The organism is Empedobacter falsenii (assembly GCF_013488205.1).
GTDB lineage: Bacteria > Bacteroidota > Bacteroidia > Flavobacteriales > Weeksellaceae > Empedobacter > Empedobacter falsenii_C.
Genome location: NZ_CP040908.1, coordinates 116,846 through 133,944 on the forward strand (window position 1 = coordinate 116,846; position 17,099 = coordinate 133,944).

A 17,099-nucleotide genomic window follows, 5' to 3' on the forward strand; every position below is an offset into this window, starting at 1 on the left:
GATTTTTTCGTTATTTATATTTTTTTAGAAATGATTATTTCAATTCTTCATTTCGTAAAAATTCTTCTGCTTTTTCGACCATATTTTTCGATCCGCAAAAGAAAGGAATGCGTTGGTGTAATTCTGTAGGTTCAATATCCATAATGCGTTGGAAACCGTCAGAAGCTTTTCCTCCAGCTTGTTCAGCGATAAATGCCATTGGATTACATTCGTATAATAAACGTAATTTTCCGTTCGGATTATTTGTTCCAGAAGGATAAATATAAATTCCTCCTTTCAACATGTTTCGGTGAAAATCTGAACATAAAGAACCGATGTAACGAGAAGTGTACGGACGATCTTCTTCATCTGCCTGACAATATTTGATGTAATTTTTAACTCCTTGAGGGAATTTCACGTAATTACCTTCGTTAACTGAATAAATATGTCCATCTTCTGGAATACACATATTTGGATGAGATAAATAAAACGTTCCAATTCCTGGGTTTAATGTAAATCCATTTACACCATTTCCTGTTGTGTAAACCAACATTGTCGATGTACCGTAAATCACATATCCCGCAGCAACTTGCTTGTTACCTGGTTGTAAGAAATCTTCTTTTGTAACAGGTGTTCCAGGTTCAGAAACACGGTGGTAGATAGAGAAAATTGTTCCAACAGAAACATTTACGTCGATGTTTGATGAGCCGTCAAGTGGATCAATCAATACAACATATTTACTGTTTTTTGAATTTTTTGAAGGTTGAATCGCGATAAAATCTTCGTTTTCTTCCGAAGCAATACCACAAACAACTTCGCGTTGCGACAACGTTTCGATAAACGTATCGTTTGCGAAAACATCTAATTTTTGTTGTTTTTCTCCTTGGACATTTTCATTTCCGAATTCGCCTAAGATATTTACAAGTCCTGCTTTGTTTACTTTATAATTAACAACTTTTGTCGCTAACTTAATAGAACTCAGCAATCTAGATAGTTCTCCGGATGAGTAAATAAAATCTGCTTGATTTTCTATGATAAACTCTCCAAGAGTTTGATGAGAATTAGTATTCATAATTATGTTTTGCTGGTCAAATATCGGAATAATAACTCAATTTTATATCATTTCAAACGTTTGAAATTAATCTAAATACGTGAAAATCATCATTCAAATTTATTTTTTATTTTAATTAAATTCGGTCAACATATAAAGTGTAGTTTGGTTATATTTGCAAGTTAAATATTTACAAAAAAAAATTTTTATAGAAATGAAAGTTTTCAAATTCGGTGGTGCTTCGGTGAAAGATGCAGCCGGCGTTAGAAATGTTGCGAGTTTATTGCAATCTGTTGGTTACGAAAATACATGTATCATTGTTTCTGCTATGGGCAAGACAACAAATGCATTGGAAGAGGTAGTCAAACGCTATTTTGAAGAACAAGATTTCGAAAAAACAATTAACGAAGTAAAAGAACAACACATTGCTTTAGCGACAGAATTATTTGATAATCCAGCTGAGGTTTCGAACGAAATTTCGCAATTTTTTGATGATATTGTTTCGTTTTTAAGACGTAACAAATCACCAAATTATAGCTATGTGTATGATCAAGTGGTTTGTTGTGGAGAGTTAATCTCGACAAAAATCATCAGTATGTATCTTAATTCGATACAAATTAATAACGAATGGTTAGATGTTCGCGATTATATCAAAACAGATAATACATATCGTGAAGGAAAAGTAAATTGGGCATTAACAGAAGAAAGCATTAAACGTTTACCAAACACAGGTTTGTTTATTACCCAAGGTTTCTTAGGTTCTGATCCAAACTTTTTCACAACAACTTTAGGGCGTGAAGGTTCAGATTATTCTGCGGCGATTTTTGCTTATTGTTTAAATGCGGATAGCATGACGATTTGGAAAGATGTTCCTGGAGTTTTGAATGCTGATCCACGTTATTTTGATAATGCTGAGTTGTTAAATCATATTTCTTATGAAGAAGCAATAGAGTTGGCGTATTATGGTGCATCTGTTATTCACCCGAAAACGTTACAGCCGCTTCAACAAAAAGAAATTCCTTTCTTCGTAAAATCATTTATTAATCCTACAGAAGCAGGAACAGAGGTAGCGAAAGGTCAACCATTAGATCCAAAAGTACCTTGTTTTATCCTAAAAAGAGAGCAACATTTGATTCGTTTATCAAGTAAAGATTTCTCTTTTATTACAGAAGATAAATTGAGCGGAATTTTCAATAAACTATATGATTATCAAATCAAAGTAAATTTGATGCAAAATTCAGCAATTTCACTATCTTTATGTTTGGAGGATAAATATGACAACTTAGAAAAGTTTGTTGCAGATATGAACGAAGAGTATAAAGTGCAAGAAGAAAACAATGTTTTATTGTACACAATTCGCCATTTTGATGCAGATTCTGACAAAGTTGTTTCAAAAGAAAAAGAATTATTGCGACAAACAGTGCGCGAAACATTACAAATAGTTGTTAAAGCTTAAATGAGTTTAATCACGACACAAGATATCTATTCAGCTTCGGGTCTTTCTAAAATTGGTGTTTTAGGAAAGCCTGTAGCTTGGGCATTGAAAAAAGTTTTCAGTATAGATCAGTTAAACGATTTGTACAATCGTGGAAAGCATTTGAAATGCGAACCTTTTTTGGATTATTTGATTGATGATTTGGGAATGGATTACGAAATCCATGAAGAAGATTTGAAACGTATTCCAAAAGAAGGACCTTTTATTATTATTTCTAATCATCCGCTTGGAGCTTTGGACGGAATTATTTTGATGCATTTTATGTCAAAAATTCGTCCTGATTTCAAGGTGATGGGTAATTTTTTATTGCAAAAAATTAAACCATTAGAACCGATGATTATTCCAGTTAATCCTTTCGAAACACGTAAAGATGCATACAGTAGCCTTTCAGGAATGCGCGATGCGTTAAAGTTGTTGAGAGCTGGAGGTTGTTTAGGGATTTTTCCTGCGGGAGAAGTTTCTTATCGTGATGAAGATAGTAAAATTATCGACAGAGAATGGCAAGAATCAGCGATGAAGTTGATCAAAAAAGCAAAAGTTCCTGTTGTTCCAATGTTTTTTAGAGCGCGAAATAGTAATATTTTTTACCGTGTAGCGAAGATTCATCCAGATTTTCAAACGGCAATGTTGCCAGCTGAAATGATGAAGAAAAGAACACGTCCAATTCAAATTCGTATTGGAAAACCAATTTTACAAAAACAACAAGACGAGCATGTGTCTATAGAAGATTATTCTGAGTTTTTGAGAAAGAAAACGTACATGCTTTCGTCATATTACAAACAAAAAAGAAGTTTAACTCAAGTATTGAAAAACCCTTCGAATATTGAGTTGAAAATTCCGAATTTACCAAGCTTATCTTCTTCTAACAAAAAGGTTAAGCCGATTATTTCGGAAACTGCTTTAGACTTATTAATTCAAGATATTGAAACTTTACGAAAAGATGAACAAGCATTATTATTTACTAATAATAATTACGAATGTTTCTTTTCAACAGCTCAACAAATTCCAAATATATTAAGAGAAATTGGTCGTTTGCGAGAGATAACTTTCCGTGCGATTGGTGAAGGTACAAATGATGAAATTGACCTTGATCGCTTCGATAATCATTATCACCATTTATTTTTGTGGGATAAGGATACGAATAAAATTGTTGGAGCATATCGTATGGCAATTGGTTCTGAGGTATACGAAAAATATGGAATTAATGGATTTTATGTTCATGAATTATTCAATTTTGATCCAGAAATTCATCCTTTCTTCAAGAAATGTATTGAAATGGGACGTGCATTCGTTTCAGCTGAGTATCAACAAAAGCCGATGCCATTGTTCTTATTATGGAGAGGAATTGTGCATGTAACGTTGAGAAATCCAAATCAGAAATTTATTATTGGAGGAGTAAGTATTAGTAATCAGTTTTCTGATTTCTCAAAATCTTTGATGATCGAATTTATGAAATCTCATTATTATGATTCTACTGTAGCGCAGTATGTGAGAGCAAAAAATGAGTTTAAAGTTAAGCTGAAAGAGGAAGATAAAGAATTTATTTTTGATGAATCTGAAGCTGATTTGAATAAGTTTGATAAATTAATCGATGAGCTTGAACCAAATATGTTGCGTTTGCCAGTTTTGATTAAAAAATACATCAAACAAAATGCAAAAGTGATTGCTTTTAATGTGGATCCAAAGTTTAATGATGCGATTGATGGTTTAATGTATATTCGAGTTTCGGATATTCCAGAATCTACTGTTCGTCCTGTTTTAGAGGATATTCAAGCAGAACTTGATAAAAAAATACAATCAGGAAAATTTGACGGAACAATTATTTAGTTTTTATCAAATTATAAAACATAAAAAAATGCGCTCAACCTAGTTGAGCGCATTTATATTTTAGCTTCGCTTTAATTATTGAGCAACTGCTGTAGAATCTGCTGCTGGAGCTGCTACTGCTGCTGAATCAGCTACTGGAGCTGCTGCAGAGTCAACTACTGCTGAATCAACTACTGCTGTAGCTGAATCTGTAGCTGGAGCTTCTTCTACTGGTGCTTCTTCAGTTTTCTCTCCACAAGATACTGCTCCTAATGATAAAGCTGCTACTGCAACTACTGCGAAAAATTTTTTCATCTTTTTAAAATTTTAATCGATTAAACGTTTGTTATTTGATGAGTCAAAGTTAGAATGATTTTGACCTGATATAATAAAAAATCATTGTAATTATTTTGTAAAACACTTTTTATTTTACAAAATATAGAATTACAATTATTTAAACGTTGAAATTTTCCGAAATTATAAAATTTATAAAACAAAAAAATCCTCAAATTCTATAATTCGAGGATGATTTTTTGATGTATTTTAAATGATTATTTTAAAACTTGTGCTTCTAATTTGAATTTTTCGATTTTATTTGAAATTAAATCCAACCTCAAATTATGAATACTTCCGATATGCGAAGTCTGAAATTCTTTGTGTGGTACATATGTTCCATTTTCTACAGATAAACCAACTTCTCTGTAAGCATCACGGAAAGGTGTTCCATTTTTGATCGCTTCATTAATATTTTCAACTGTATAAATCGGATCATATTTTTCCTGATTCATATAGTTATCTTTAATCTGAAGTTGAGGAATTGCAAATGTTAAGATGTCAATAATATTATCAAACTGCATCATTGGTTCGAATAATATTTCTTTCAAAATTTGATAATCGCGGTGATATCCACTTGGAAGATTATTAATCGTCATCATAATATCATTTGGCAATGCCTGAATTCTATTGCAATGCGCACGAGTTAACTCAAAAACATCTGGATTTTTCTTGTGCGGCATAATCGACGAACCTGTTGTCATTTCGTTTGGCAACTTCACAAAAGCTAAATCTTGTGAATTATATAGAACCAAATCATACGACATTTTAGACAATGTTCCACAAATCATTGCCAAAGCTGTTGCAACAGATTTTTCTGTTTTTCCACGAAGCATTTGCGCACCAACAGAAGAAACTAAGATTTCTGAAAAACCTAATTCTTGCGTTGTTTGTAAACGGTCAATTGGGAAACTTGTTCCGAAACCTGCACCTGAGCCCAAAGGATTTTGATCAGAAATTTTATATGCAGCCTCAAAAAAGTATAAATCTGTCAACAAACTTTCTGCATAAGCAGAAAACCACATTCCAAAACTACTTGGCATTGCCGCCTGAAAATGCGTATATCCAGGTAATTGATGATTCTTGAATTCGTCTGCTTTTTGTAGGAAAATCTCAATTAAGTTGACAATTTTCTCTGTTGTATGTTTTAAGTACTCTTTCTCAAAAAGTTGAATTGCAACCAAAACTTGATCATTTCGAGAACGCGCAACGTGAATTTTTTTCCCGGCATCGCCAGTTTTCTCAATTAAAAAAGCCTCAATTTTTGAATGTATATCTTCGTAATTTTCGTCGACTTCGAAATTATTTTCCGCAATCAGAACCAAAACTTCATCCAAAGCAATTTGCAAATCATCATTTTCTTCATTGGTAATCAAACCTGTTTTTGCTAGCATATTTGCCTGAGCTTTCGACGCTAAAGCATCGTATTTTGCAAGATGAGCATCCAATTCTCTGTCTTTTCCAACAGTAAATTTTTCGATTTTATCATTAATGGTAAAACCTTTGTCCCAAAGTTTCATATCTATAATAATGAATTAAGGGCGCAAAGTTAGTAAAAAGTTGTATAATATCTCATTAAAGTTGTATAATTATTAATAATCATAAATATTTATTCATATTGAATATTTTTGATTGTTTTTTGAGAATGTTTAGACGATTGATAGCATTTCGAAAGATTGATTATTGAATGTTTATTAATATTTCGAAATAATTCAATTTCGTAAAAAAATGACCCAAAAATTATGGAGTTGATATTTTAAGAACCTTTTAATTTTTAACTTCTATTTATTTACGTTTAAAACATTGTTAAAGTGAAATTTAGACCTTTTTTATAATAATTCTAAATTATTGAAATATAACTAAAATATATCATTCTTTGATGAAAAATCTTTACTATAAACGTAATTTTGTGTACCAATTTATAGCTAAACGCGTATTTGTTTAGATGATTGTTAATGTAAGTTTTAGAATAAAACTCAGACTCAAATGCTTATGTATGTTGAGTTTGTGTGAGTTAAATTATTAAAAATTACCCTCCGAAAAAATTACATACTTAGTTTGTATTCTGATAACAGTGGTTGCCTATGCCAAAAATGATTTTTGTTGAAAATAATTTTTGCATAAGATGTGACGATACAGCGAAGTGTTATTATATAATTCATTTTGATTGGATGAAATCAGGTGTAAGTAGCTTGGTTTTAAACAATCTTTAATATTAAAAAGAAAAGATAGATAATTATGAGTCTTTACCAAGAGTATCTTAACGAGATTGAAGAAAGAAAAGGTCAAGGTTTACATCCAAAACCAATTGATGGTGCAGAATTACTAAGTGAAATCATTAATCAAATTAAAGATGTTAACAACGAATACCGCGAGGATTCTGTTAAATTCTTTATCTATAACACATTGCCAGGAACAACTTCTGCTGCAGGTGTAAAAGCAAAATTTTTAAAAGAGATTATTTTAGGAGAAGCTACAGTTGCTGAAATTACACCAGCTTATGCTTTCGAATTGTTATCTCACATGAAAGGAGGACCATCTATCGAGGTTCTTTTAGACTTAGCTTTAGGAAACGACGAAGCAATTGCAAAACAAGCTGCTGAAGTTCTTAAAACACAAGTTTTCTTATACGATGCAGATACAGCGCGTTTAGCTGATGCTTTTAAAGCAGGAAATGCAATCGCAAAAGATATTTTAGAAAGTTATGCAAAAGCAGAGTTCTTTACTGAATTACCAGCAGTTGCAGAAGAAATTAAAGTAGTTACTTACATTGCTGCTGAAGGTGATATTTCTACGGATTTATTATCTCCAGGTAACCAAGCGCACTCTCGTTCTGATAGAGAATTGCACGGCCAATGTATGATTACGCCAGCTGCTCAAGCGGAAATTAAAGCATTACAAGCGCAACATCCTGATGCTTCTGTGATGTTAATTGCTGAAAAAGGTACAATGGGAGTTGGTTCTTCTCGTATGTCAGGTGTTAACAACGTGGCTTTATGGACAGGAAAACAAGCATCGCCTTACGTTCCTTTCGTAAATATTGCGCCAATTGTTGCAGGTACAAACGGAATTTCTCCAATTTTCTTAACAACTGTTGATGTAACAGGAGGTATCGGAATCGATTTGAAAAACTGGAAAAAACAAGTTGATGCAAACGGTGATGTAGTTCGTAACGAAGCGGGCGATCCTGTTTTAGAAGAAGTTTATTCAGTTGCTACAGGTACTGTTTTAACAATCAATACAAAAACTCAAAAATTATACAATGGAGACCAAGAGTTAATTGATATTTCAAGATCATTGACTCCTCAAAAAATGGAATTTATCAAAGCGGGTGGTTCTTACGCAATCGTTTTTGGTAAAAAAATCCAAACATTTGCTGCTCAAACTTTAGGTATCGAAGCTCCAGCAGTTTTCGCTCCTTCAAAAGAGATTTCAAATGATGGTCAAGGTTTAACTGCAGTTGAAAAAATCTTCAATAATAATGCAGTAGGATCTACTCCAGGAAAAGTTTTACATGCTGGTTCTGACGTTCGTGTTAAAGTAAACATTGTTGGTTCTCAAGATACAACTGGTTTGATGACATCGCAAGAGTTAGAAGCAATGGCTGCTACAGTGATCGCTCCAACAGTAGATGGTGCTTATCAATCAGGATGTCACACAGCTTCAGTTTGGGATAAAAAAGCACAAGCTAATATTCCTAAATTGATGAAATTTATGAATGATTTCGGTGTAATTACAGCGCGTGACCCTAAAGGTGAGTATCATGCAATGACTGACGTTATCCACAAAGTATTGAATGATATTACAATCGACGAATGGGCGATTATCATTGGTGGTGACTCGCACACACGTATGTCTAAAGGTGTTGCTTTCGGTGCCGATTCAGGAACTGTAGCATTAGCTTTAGCAACTGGTGAAGCTTCTATGCCAATTCCAGAATCTGTAAAAGTAACATTCAAAGGAGAGATGAAACAACACATGGATTTCCGTGATGTGGTTCACGCTACTCAAGCTCAAATGTTGAAACAATTTGACGGTGAGAATGTATTCCAAGGTCGTATCATCGAGGTACACATCGGTACATTATTAGCGGATCAAGCGTTTACATTTACAGACTGGACTGCAGAAATGAAAGCGAAAGCATCTATCTGTATTTCTCAAGATGATACATTAATCCAATCGTTAGAAATTGCGAAATCTCGTATCCAAATCATGATCGAGAAAGGAATGGACAACAAAAACCAAGTGTTACAAGGATTAATCGACAAAGCAAACAAACGTATCGAAGAAATTAAATCGGGTGCTAAACCTGCTTTAACTCCAGATGCAAATGCTAAATATTACGCTGAAGTAGTAATCGACTTAGATATTATCGAAGAGCCAATGATTGCCGATCCAGACGTAAACAATGCTGATGTTTCTAAACGTTATACACACGATACAATCCGCGATTTAACTTACTATGGTGGAGATAAACACGTAGATTTAGGTTTCGTAGGATCTTGTATGGTTCACAAAGACGATTTAAAAATCGTTTCTCAAATGTTACGTAATGTAGAAAAAGCGAATGGTAAAGTTGAGTTCAAAGCTCCTTTAGTTGTTGCGGCGCCTACTTACAACATCATCGACGAATTGAAAGCAGAAGGTGATTGGGAAATGTTACAAAAATACTCAGGATTTGAGTTTAGTGACTTATTGCCAAAATCTACTGCGCGTACAGAATACGAAAACATTATGTACTTAGAGCGTCCTGGTTGTAACTTATGTATGGGTAACCAAGAGAAAGCGGAAAAAGGAGATACAGTAATGGCGACATCTACACGTTTATTCCAAGGTCGTGTGGTTGAGGATAGAGATGGTAAAAAAGGAGAATCTTTATTAGCATCAACTCCAGTAGTTGTTTTATCAGCGATTTTAGGACGTATTCCTAATATTGAAGAATATAAAGCTGCTGTAGAAGGTATCAACTTAACAAAGTTTAAACCAATTTCAATGAACTAATCGTTCGTAGAAAATGATATATTAAAGGCTAACATTTCGGTGTTAGCCTTTTTTTTGTTATAAATATATAATCTTGCAAATAAATAAGTTAGAATTGATTTAAATAAGGTTATTAACCATTTATACACGTTAAATATTAAATAATTCAGTATATTGGGGTATGTTTTTTGATAAATTAAAACCAATTAAATAAATCAATTATTATGGCATTTGATATAAATATGATTAAAGGCGTTTATGCCAAAATGCAAGAACGTGTAGATGCTGCGAAAACTATCGTAGGTCGACCTTTAACGTACTCAGAAAAAATTTTATATGCTCACTTGTTTGACGGAAAACCAACGCAAGCGTATACAAGAGGAGAATCTTATGTAGATTTTGCGCCAGATCGTGTAGCAATGCAAGATGCAACTGCTCAAATGGCTTTGTTGCAATTTATGCAAGCAGGAAAAACAAAAACGGCTGTTCCTTCTACGGTTCACTGTGATCACTTGATTCAAGCTAAAGTTGGAGCAAAAACCGATTTACAAGAAGCAATCAATAAATCATCAGAAGTATTTAATTTCTTAGAATCAGTTTCTAATAAATATGGAATTGGATTCTGGAAACCAGGTGCAGGAATTATTCACCAAGTAGTATTAGAAAACTATGCATTTCCAGGAGGAATGATGATTGGTACCGATTCTCATACGCCAAATGCAGGTGGATTAGGAATGGTAGCAATTGGTGTTGGTGGTGCCGATGCTGTTGACGTAATGTCTGGAATGGCTTGGGAATTAAAAATGCCAAAATTAATCGGAGTTAAATTAACAGGTAAATTATCTGGTTGGGCTGCTCCCAAAGACGTTATTTTAGAAGTTGCTGGACGTTTAACTGTAAAAGGTGGAACAGGAGCAATTGTAGAGTATTTTGGAGAAGGAGCTGAGTCTTTATCTGCAACAGGTAAAGGAACAATTTGTAACATGGGTGCAGAAATTGGAGCAACAACTTCAATCTTCGCTTATGATGATGCTTCAGAAAGATATTTAAGAGCGACTGATCGTAATGATGTAGCAGATGCTGCAAATGCTCACAAATCTTATTTACGTTCTGATGATGAAGTTTATGCAAATCCTGAAAACTTCTATGATCAATTAATTGAAATCAACTTATCTGAATTAGAGCCTCGTTTGAATGGTCCTTTTACGCCAGATTTAATGACACCAGTTTCTAAAATGAAAGAAACTGCAGCAGCTAATGGTTGGCCTTTAGATGTTGAATGGGGATTAATCGGTTCTTGTACAAACTCTTCTTACGAAGATTTGACGCGTGCTGCTTCGATTGCGCAACAAGCTTTAGACAAAGGTTTAGAAGCAAAATCATCTTTCGGAATTAACCCAGGTTCTGAGGTAGTTCGTTATACAGCCGATCGTGATGGTTTATTAAAAACTTTCGAGGATTTAGATGCAGTTATCTTTACAAATGCTTGTGGACCTTGTATTGGTCAATGGGATCGTGAAGGAGCGGATAAAGAAGAAAAAAATACAATCGTTCACTCATTCAACCGTAACTTCAAAAAACGTGCGGACGGAAATCCAAATACATATGCTTTCGTAACATCTCCTGAAATGGTTGCAGCGATTGCAATTTCTGGACGTTTAGATTTTAATCCATTAACAGATAAATTAATCAATAAATTTGGTGAAGAAGTAATGTTAGATGCTCCAAAAGGAGAGGAATTACCAACAAAAGGTTATGCTTACGAAGATAATGGATATCAAGCACCAGTTGAAGACGGTTCTCGTGTAGAAGTGATCGTAAATCCAAATTCTGAGCGTTTACAATTATTAGAAGGTTTCAAACCTTGGAATGGTGAAAACATTTTGGGTGCTAAATTATTAATAAAAGCATTTGGTAAATGTACAACTGACCATATTTCTATGGCTGGACCTTGGTTACGTTTCCGTGGACACTTAGATAATATTTCGAATAATACTTTGATTGGTGCTGTAAATGCATTCAATCAAGAAACAAATTCAGTTAAAAATCAATTAACAGGAGAATACGGACCAGTTCCAGACACTGCACGTGCATATAAAGCGGCAGGTGTACCTTCTGTAATTGTTGGTGACGAAAACTACGGAGAAGGTTCTTCTCGTGAGCATGCGGCAATGCAACCACGTCATTTAGGTGCTGTAGCAGTATTAGTACGTTCTTTTGCACGTATCCACGAAACAAATCTTAAAAAGCAAGGAATGTTAGCGTTGACATTTGCGGATAAAGCAGATTATGATAAAGTACAAGAAGATGATACAATCAACTTTATAGACTTAACAGAATTTGCACCAGGAAAACCTTTGACAATCGAGTTTGTTCATGCAGATGGATCTAAAGATTTAGTTGTAGCAAATCATACATACAATGCACAACAAATTGAATGGTTCAAAGCTGGATCAGCATTAAATTTAATTAAAGCGCAACAAGCGTAACAATTATTTCAACATAAAAAGTAAAAGCCGATGTATTTCTACATCGGCTTTTTTTATTGAATTCTGTAAATAATTCTTTTATAAAAAGAAGCTCTAATCAAATTGATTAGAGCTTTTGAGGTTCCTAGCGGATTCGAACCGCTGTGGACGGTTTTGCAGACCGCTACCTAGCCTCTCGGTCAAGGAACCATTCCCGTTCTTTTGGACTGCAAATATAGCAATAATTTCAGAAAAAAAAAGTTTAATACGATTTTTCTAAAATAACACTCACTTTTTCTACATGCCCACCAATAGGAGGATTCAGCTTTGATAATTTTACTCTTGCATATGTAACATTCGTAAGTTCTTGACCTATACGATCTAACACTCTTTTACAAACATGTTCCAAAAGTTTTGAACGAATACCTACTTCTTCCTTCACAATTTTATTTAACGAAACATAATCCAAAGCATCAACCAATTCATCCGATTCTGTTGCTTTCGTAAAATCTGCATGCGCTTCCAAATCAACCAAATAATCAGAACCAATGCGCGCTTCTTCATCTAAACATCCGTGATTCGAATATATTTTTATATTTTCTAAAATAATTACTCCCATAGTTCAAAGATAAAAAAAGACTTGCGTATTTCTACACAAGTCTTGTATTGTTTAATTTTTTTAAACCTTATTATTTTGCAGATGCAAATCTTTCCGCAACTTTATCCCAGTTAATTACAGAGAAGAAAGCCTCGATATAATCAGGACGACGGTTTTGGTAATTTAAGTAATAAGCATGTTCCCAAACATCTAATCCTAAAACAGGAAATCCTTGTACATCAGCAACAGGCATCAAAGTAGAATCTTGATTTGGAGTTGATGTTACAACTAATTTTCCATCTTTTACGATTAACCAAGCCCATCCAGAGCCAAAGCGTGTTGCAGCAGCTTTAGAAAACTCATCTTTGAAAGCTTCAAAAGATCCAAAAGCAGCGTTAATTGCATCAGCAACTTCTGCAGTTGGTTGATTAGCACCACCTGGAGTTAAAATTTCCCAGAATAAATTGTGATTGTAAAAACCACCACCATTGTTACGAACAGCTGGTTTGTCAGTTCCTTTTGCTAAAATTTCTTCGATTGTAGCGTTTGCTAAATCAGTTCCTTCAATAGCAGCATTCAAGTTATTTGTATACGCAGCATGGTGTTTGTCATGGTGAATTTCCATTGTTTTTGCGTCAATATGAGGTTCTAATGCATCAAATGCATAAGGTAATTTTGCTAATTCAAAAGCCATAATATTTATTTTTTAGATTTAATTTTCTTGTATAAAGATACACAATAACTCAACAAATATGATTCCGAAATGATAGAATTTTAACATTATTTAATAGTAAAAGCTTATTTTAGTAAAAGATTCTAAATTTTTGAAATGAAAATACTTTGGAAAATAATAAAATGGTTCATCATAATCATTTGTGTATTAATCCTAATTCTTTATGCAACAGGGAATGACTACATTTTTCGTGGCGTAAAATTAACCTATATGAAAGGTGAAAGCACTGCAAATATCAACGATTACAAAGATTTTGATAACAATGTAATTTTGGCAGGTGCACCGCGAGTTTGGCATCAACATTTAGATTATAATCAATTTCCGTTGTCAGCTAACTTCGAAAAAGAGATGAACGATTTCGGAACTGCTGGATTGGTTATTATAAAAGATAATCAAATTTTGAGCGAATATTATTTTAATGGATATGCGCAAAATGATATTACCAATTCTTTTTCGATGGCGAAAACATTCACAACAATGATGTTAGGAAAAGCGATTGAGCAAGGTTATATCAAAAGTTTAGATCAAAAAATAACAGATTTCATTCCAGAATTTAAAGATGATAAATATGGAGCTGAATGTACAGTTGGCGATTTATCTGCGATGACATCTGGTTATGATTGGGACGAAGATTATTATTTTCCGCTCAATCCTACTGCAAAAGCGTATTATGGCGATGATATCGTTAAACAAATGTTAGATCGAAAATTTGTTTCTCAACCTGGCGGACATTTCAAATATCAATCGAGTGACACGCAATTATTAGGAATTGTGATTGAACGCGCAGTGAAAAATAAATCGTTATCACAATATTTTCAAGAAGAATTTTGGCAACCAATGGGCATGGAATTAGATGCGCAATGGTCGAAAGATAATCCGAAAGGAATGGAGAAAACCTATTGTTGCTTCAATGCGACAGCGCGAGATTTTGCAAAACTTGGACAATTATTATTGAATGATGGAAATTGGTACGGAAAACAAATTTTGGATTCAACATTTGTTCAGAAAATGGTTTTACCAAACAAAAAAGCGTTCGGACCAAATGAACCAAAAATTTATGGTTATTCAGTTTGGATGGATTACAATTACAAAACGTCTTTTTATGCGATGTTAGGACATTTGGGACAACGTATCATTGTAATTCCTTCAGAAAAATTAGTTGTTGTTCGAACTGGAAAAACACACAATGATCAGCCAAATAATCGTCCAATTGCAGATGGTGATGTTTATCGATTGGTAGACGAAGCGATACGAATTAATCAAAAAGTGAAAGAAAATGATCCAACGAATTCCTTACAGTAAAATATTATTTTTAGATATAGAAACGGTTCCACAAACTGATGATTGGAATCTTTTGACTGAAAGAACACAAGCTCTTTGGGAAAAGAAAACAGCTTATCAACGCAATAATAACGAGATTTCTCCTGAAGAATTTTACCACGAACGCGCTGGAATTATGGCAGAATTCGGGAAAATAGTCTGTATTTCGGTCGGAATTGTTGTCAAAGATTCTTTTATTCACATCAAAAGTTTTTATGGACATGATGAGAAAAAATTGTTAGAAGATTTCAATTCAATGTTGATTGAAAACTTTTTTAAGCCTGATCATATTTTATGTGCGCACAACGGAAAAGAATTCGATTTTCCGTACATCGCTCGCCGAATGATGATTAATCAAATTGAAATTCCAGCTATTTTGCAATTATTTGGTAAAAAACCATGGGAAGTTCAGCATTTGGACACAATGGAGTTATGGAAATTTGGTGATTACAAGAACTTTACATCATTAGATTTATTGGCAAATGTTTTCGAAATTCCTACTCCGAAAGATGATATCGATGGTTCGCAAGTTGCGCGTGTATATTACGATGAAAACAATGTAGAACGCATCAAAGATTATTGTGAAAAAGATGTTGTAACCTTGATTAATGTTTTCAGGAAAATGCGCTACGATCAACCTTTACAACGAAAAGAAGATTTATAAAAACAAAAAATCCGCTATAAAGCGGATTTTTTTGTTTTTATATTTAATGATTAATTTTCATCATCTTCTGCAGAATCTGGTTCATCGCGGAAGTTTTCAATCAATTCATCTTTCACTTTCAATTGTACTTGTTCAACAGAGTTTCGGTACATTTTGATAATTGTTCCTGTATATTCTTCCAAATCAATCAAATCTCCTTCCGTTAATTCCTTATCAGGATAACATTCAGAAATCAATCCAGCCAACGTATCATAATGTTCGCTTTCTTCGAATCTAAACGGCACTAAACGATTAATATCGCTTATCGCATTGTGTGCATTTATATTATAAACACCTTCAGAAACACGAGAAACAATAGGATCTTCGTTATCATATTCGTCTTGAATTTCTCCAACCAATTCCTCCAAGATATCTTCCATCGAAACAATCCCTGCAACTTCACCAACTTCATTTGTTACAATTGCAATTTGCATATGTTTTTTCTGAAATTGTTTCATTACATTTTTAATCAACGCATTTTCTGAAATAAAAATTGGCTCACGCAACAATCCTTCAATTTCAGTTTGATTTGGATTTTCTAACAATTGCTTGATTAAATCTTTTGCGTAAATGACACCTTTTATATTATCAAATTCTTCTTCGTAAACTGGATAACGCGAATAACCTTCGTTAATCGCATAATCTAATGCATCTTTTACAGAAGTATTAATATTAATTGCAGAAACATTTTTTCGTAAAGTTTGAATATTCATCACACGACGATCATCAAACTCAAACACATTTTGAATTAAATTACGCTCAGATTCCTCAATTGCTCCACCTTCAGAACTCTCTGTAATAATCATTTTCAACTCTTCTTCTGTGTGAATTTCACCTCCATGAATAGGATGAATTCCAATCGCACGAAGAATTACATTTGCCAAACCATTCATTAACACAATAAGCGGTTTGAAAACAAAATAAAATGCACGAAGTGGCCAAGCTACTGTAAATGTAGTTTTCGTTGGATACTGAATTGCGATAGATTTCGGTGCTAATTCACCAAAAACAATGTGCAAAATAGTAATGATAACGAAAGCTGCTGGAAACGCAACATTATGCGCAATCGCTGTCCATGAAGGAGAAGTTAAACCAACTACTTCAAAAAGTTTTACGATTACAGGCGTTAAAGAGCTTTCTCCAACCCAACCAAGACCAAGCGAAGCTAATGTAATACCTAACTGTGTTGCGGCAAGATAAGAATCTAAATGATTAACGATTCGTTTTGCAGCATTTGAAGTTCTTTCGTTAATATCTTGATTAACTTCAATTTGTGACGAACGTACTTTTACAATTGCAAACTCGGCTGCAACGAAAAAACCATTTAATAAAACAAGGAAAATTGTAAGCAAAAGTTTTGCTACAGAAATTTCATCGGCGACATTGTGATTAGCGACTAAAAACAATGTCGAAATCTGGGAGTATGTATCCATTCTTCGAATTTAAAAGACTGACTTGTTATAAGTTTTTATAAGTCAGTAAATCAATACATCTAAATTAATAAAAAAAATTAAAAATCACAACGTTTTGATTCGTAGCAAAATTACAAAATTTATAAATACAAAATCTTAGAAATTATTGATTCGAGAAAATGACTAAAAAATCACTAAATTTCCACTTCATTTACCAAGCA

General features: G+C 33.5%; 12 protein-coding genes and 1 tRNA gene. 6 read left to right on the plus strand and 7 right to left on the minus strand.

The annotated features are described in order from the left end of the window. Positions 1-34: 34 nt before the first annotated feature. Positions 35-1,051, minus strand: coding sequence for a class 1 fructose-bisphosphatase (fbp, locus tag FH779_RS00580; RefSeq protein ID WP_125349922.1), 1,017 nt, complete (start codon positions 1,049-1,051; stop codon positions 35-37). 193 nt (positions 1,052-1,244) lie between these two features. On the opposite strand from fbp, the gene FH779_RS00585 reads away from it, so the two are divergent. Further along, positions 1,245-2,486, plus strand: coding sequence for an aspartate kinase (locus FH779_RS00585; protein ID WP_180905681.1), 1,242 nt, complete (start codon positions 1,245-1,247; stop codon positions 2,484-2,486). Continuing rightward, entirely contained in the window at positions 2,487-4,352 is a 1,866-nt protein-coding gene (locus tag FH779_RS00590; RefSeq protein ID WP_180905682.1) for a GNAT family N-acyltransferase, read from the plus strand. 75 nt (positions 4,353-4,427) lie between these two features. On the opposite strand, the gene FH779_RS00595 is transcribed toward FH779_RS00590, so the two are convergent. Together FH779_RS00595 and argH are read right to left on the minus strand one after the other, a co-directional pair. Beyond that, on the minus strand, positions 4,428-4,646 hold the full coding sequence (locus tag FH779_RS00595; RefSeq protein ID WP_180905683.1) for a hypothetical protein: 219 nt from the start codon (positions 4,644-4,646) through the stop codon (positions 4,428-4,430). 236 nt (positions 4,647-4,882) lie between these two features. Continuing rightward, on the minus strand, positions 4,883-6,184 hold the full coding sequence (gene argH, locus FH779_RS00600; RefSeq protein WP_180905684.1) for an argininosuccinate lyase: 1,302 nt from the start codon (positions 6,182-6,184) through the stop codon (positions 4,883-4,885). Between the two features lie 718 nt (positions 6,185-6,902). On the opposite strand from argH, the gene FH779_RS00605 reads away from it, so the two are divergent. After that, positions 6,903-9,665, plus strand: coding sequence for a bifunctional aconitate hydratase 2/2-methylisocitrate dehydratase (locus FH779_RS00605; protein ID WP_180905685.1), 2,763 nt, complete (start codon positions 6,903-6,905; stop codon positions 9,663-9,665). A 203-nt stretch (positions 9,666-9,868) separates the two neighbouring features. Then, positions 9,869-12,133, plus strand: a complete 2,265-nt coding sequence (locus FH779_RS00610) for an aconitate hydratase (RefSeq protein WP_180905686.1) — start codon at positions 9,869-9,871, stop codon at positions 12,131-12,133. Between the two features lie 118 nt (positions 12,134-12,251). On the opposite strand, the gene FH779_RS00615 is transcribed toward FH779_RS00610, so the two are convergent. From FH779_RS00615 to FH779_RS00625, 3 genes are all read right to left on the minus strand, one after another. Continuing rightward, positions 12,252-12,322 (minus strand) — tRNA-Cys (locus tag FH779_RS00615). Between the two features lie 52 nt (positions 12,323-12,374). Beyond that, entirely contained in the window at positions 12,375-12,731 is a 357-nt protein-coding gene (gene folB, locus FH779_RS00620) for a dihydroneopterin aldolase (protein WP_180905687.1), read from the minus strand. A 70-nt stretch (positions 12,732-12,801) separates the two neighbouring features. After that, complete coding sequence (locus tag FH779_RS00625) at positions 12,802-13,404, minus strand: superoxide dismutase (protein WP_038334988.1); 603 nt, start codon at positions 13,402-13,404, stop codon at positions 12,802-12,804. Between the two features lie 135 nt (positions 13,405-13,539). Between FH779_RS00625 and FH779_RS00630 the strand changes: the two genes are divergently transcribed. Together FH779_RS00630 and FH779_RS00635 are read left to right on the plus strand one after the other, a co-directional pair. Beyond that, positions 13,540-14,745, plus strand: coding sequence for a serine hydrolase domain-containing protein (locus FH779_RS00630; protein WP_180905688.1), 1,206 nt, complete (start codon positions 13,540-13,542; stop codon positions 14,743-14,745). Further along, positions 14,720-15,427 (plus strand): 3'-5' exonuclease, encoded by a 708-nt coding sequence (locus FH779_RS00635; RefSeq protein ID WP_180905689.1) that lies wholly within the window; start codon positions 14,720-14,722, stop codon positions 15,425-15,427. Before FH779_RS00630 ends, FH779_RS00635 begins: the two co-directional genes overlap by 26 nt. Positions 15,428-15,477: 50 nt before the next feature. Here FH779_RS00635 and FH779_RS00640 read toward each other — a convergent pair whose 3' ends face one another. Then, complete coding sequence (locus FH779_RS00640; protein WP_180905690.1) at positions 15,478-16,899, minus strand: hemolysin family protein; 1,422 nt, start codon at positions 16,897-16,899, stop codon at positions 15,478-15,480. Between the last annotated feature and the right edge of the window lie 200 nt (positions 16,900-17,099).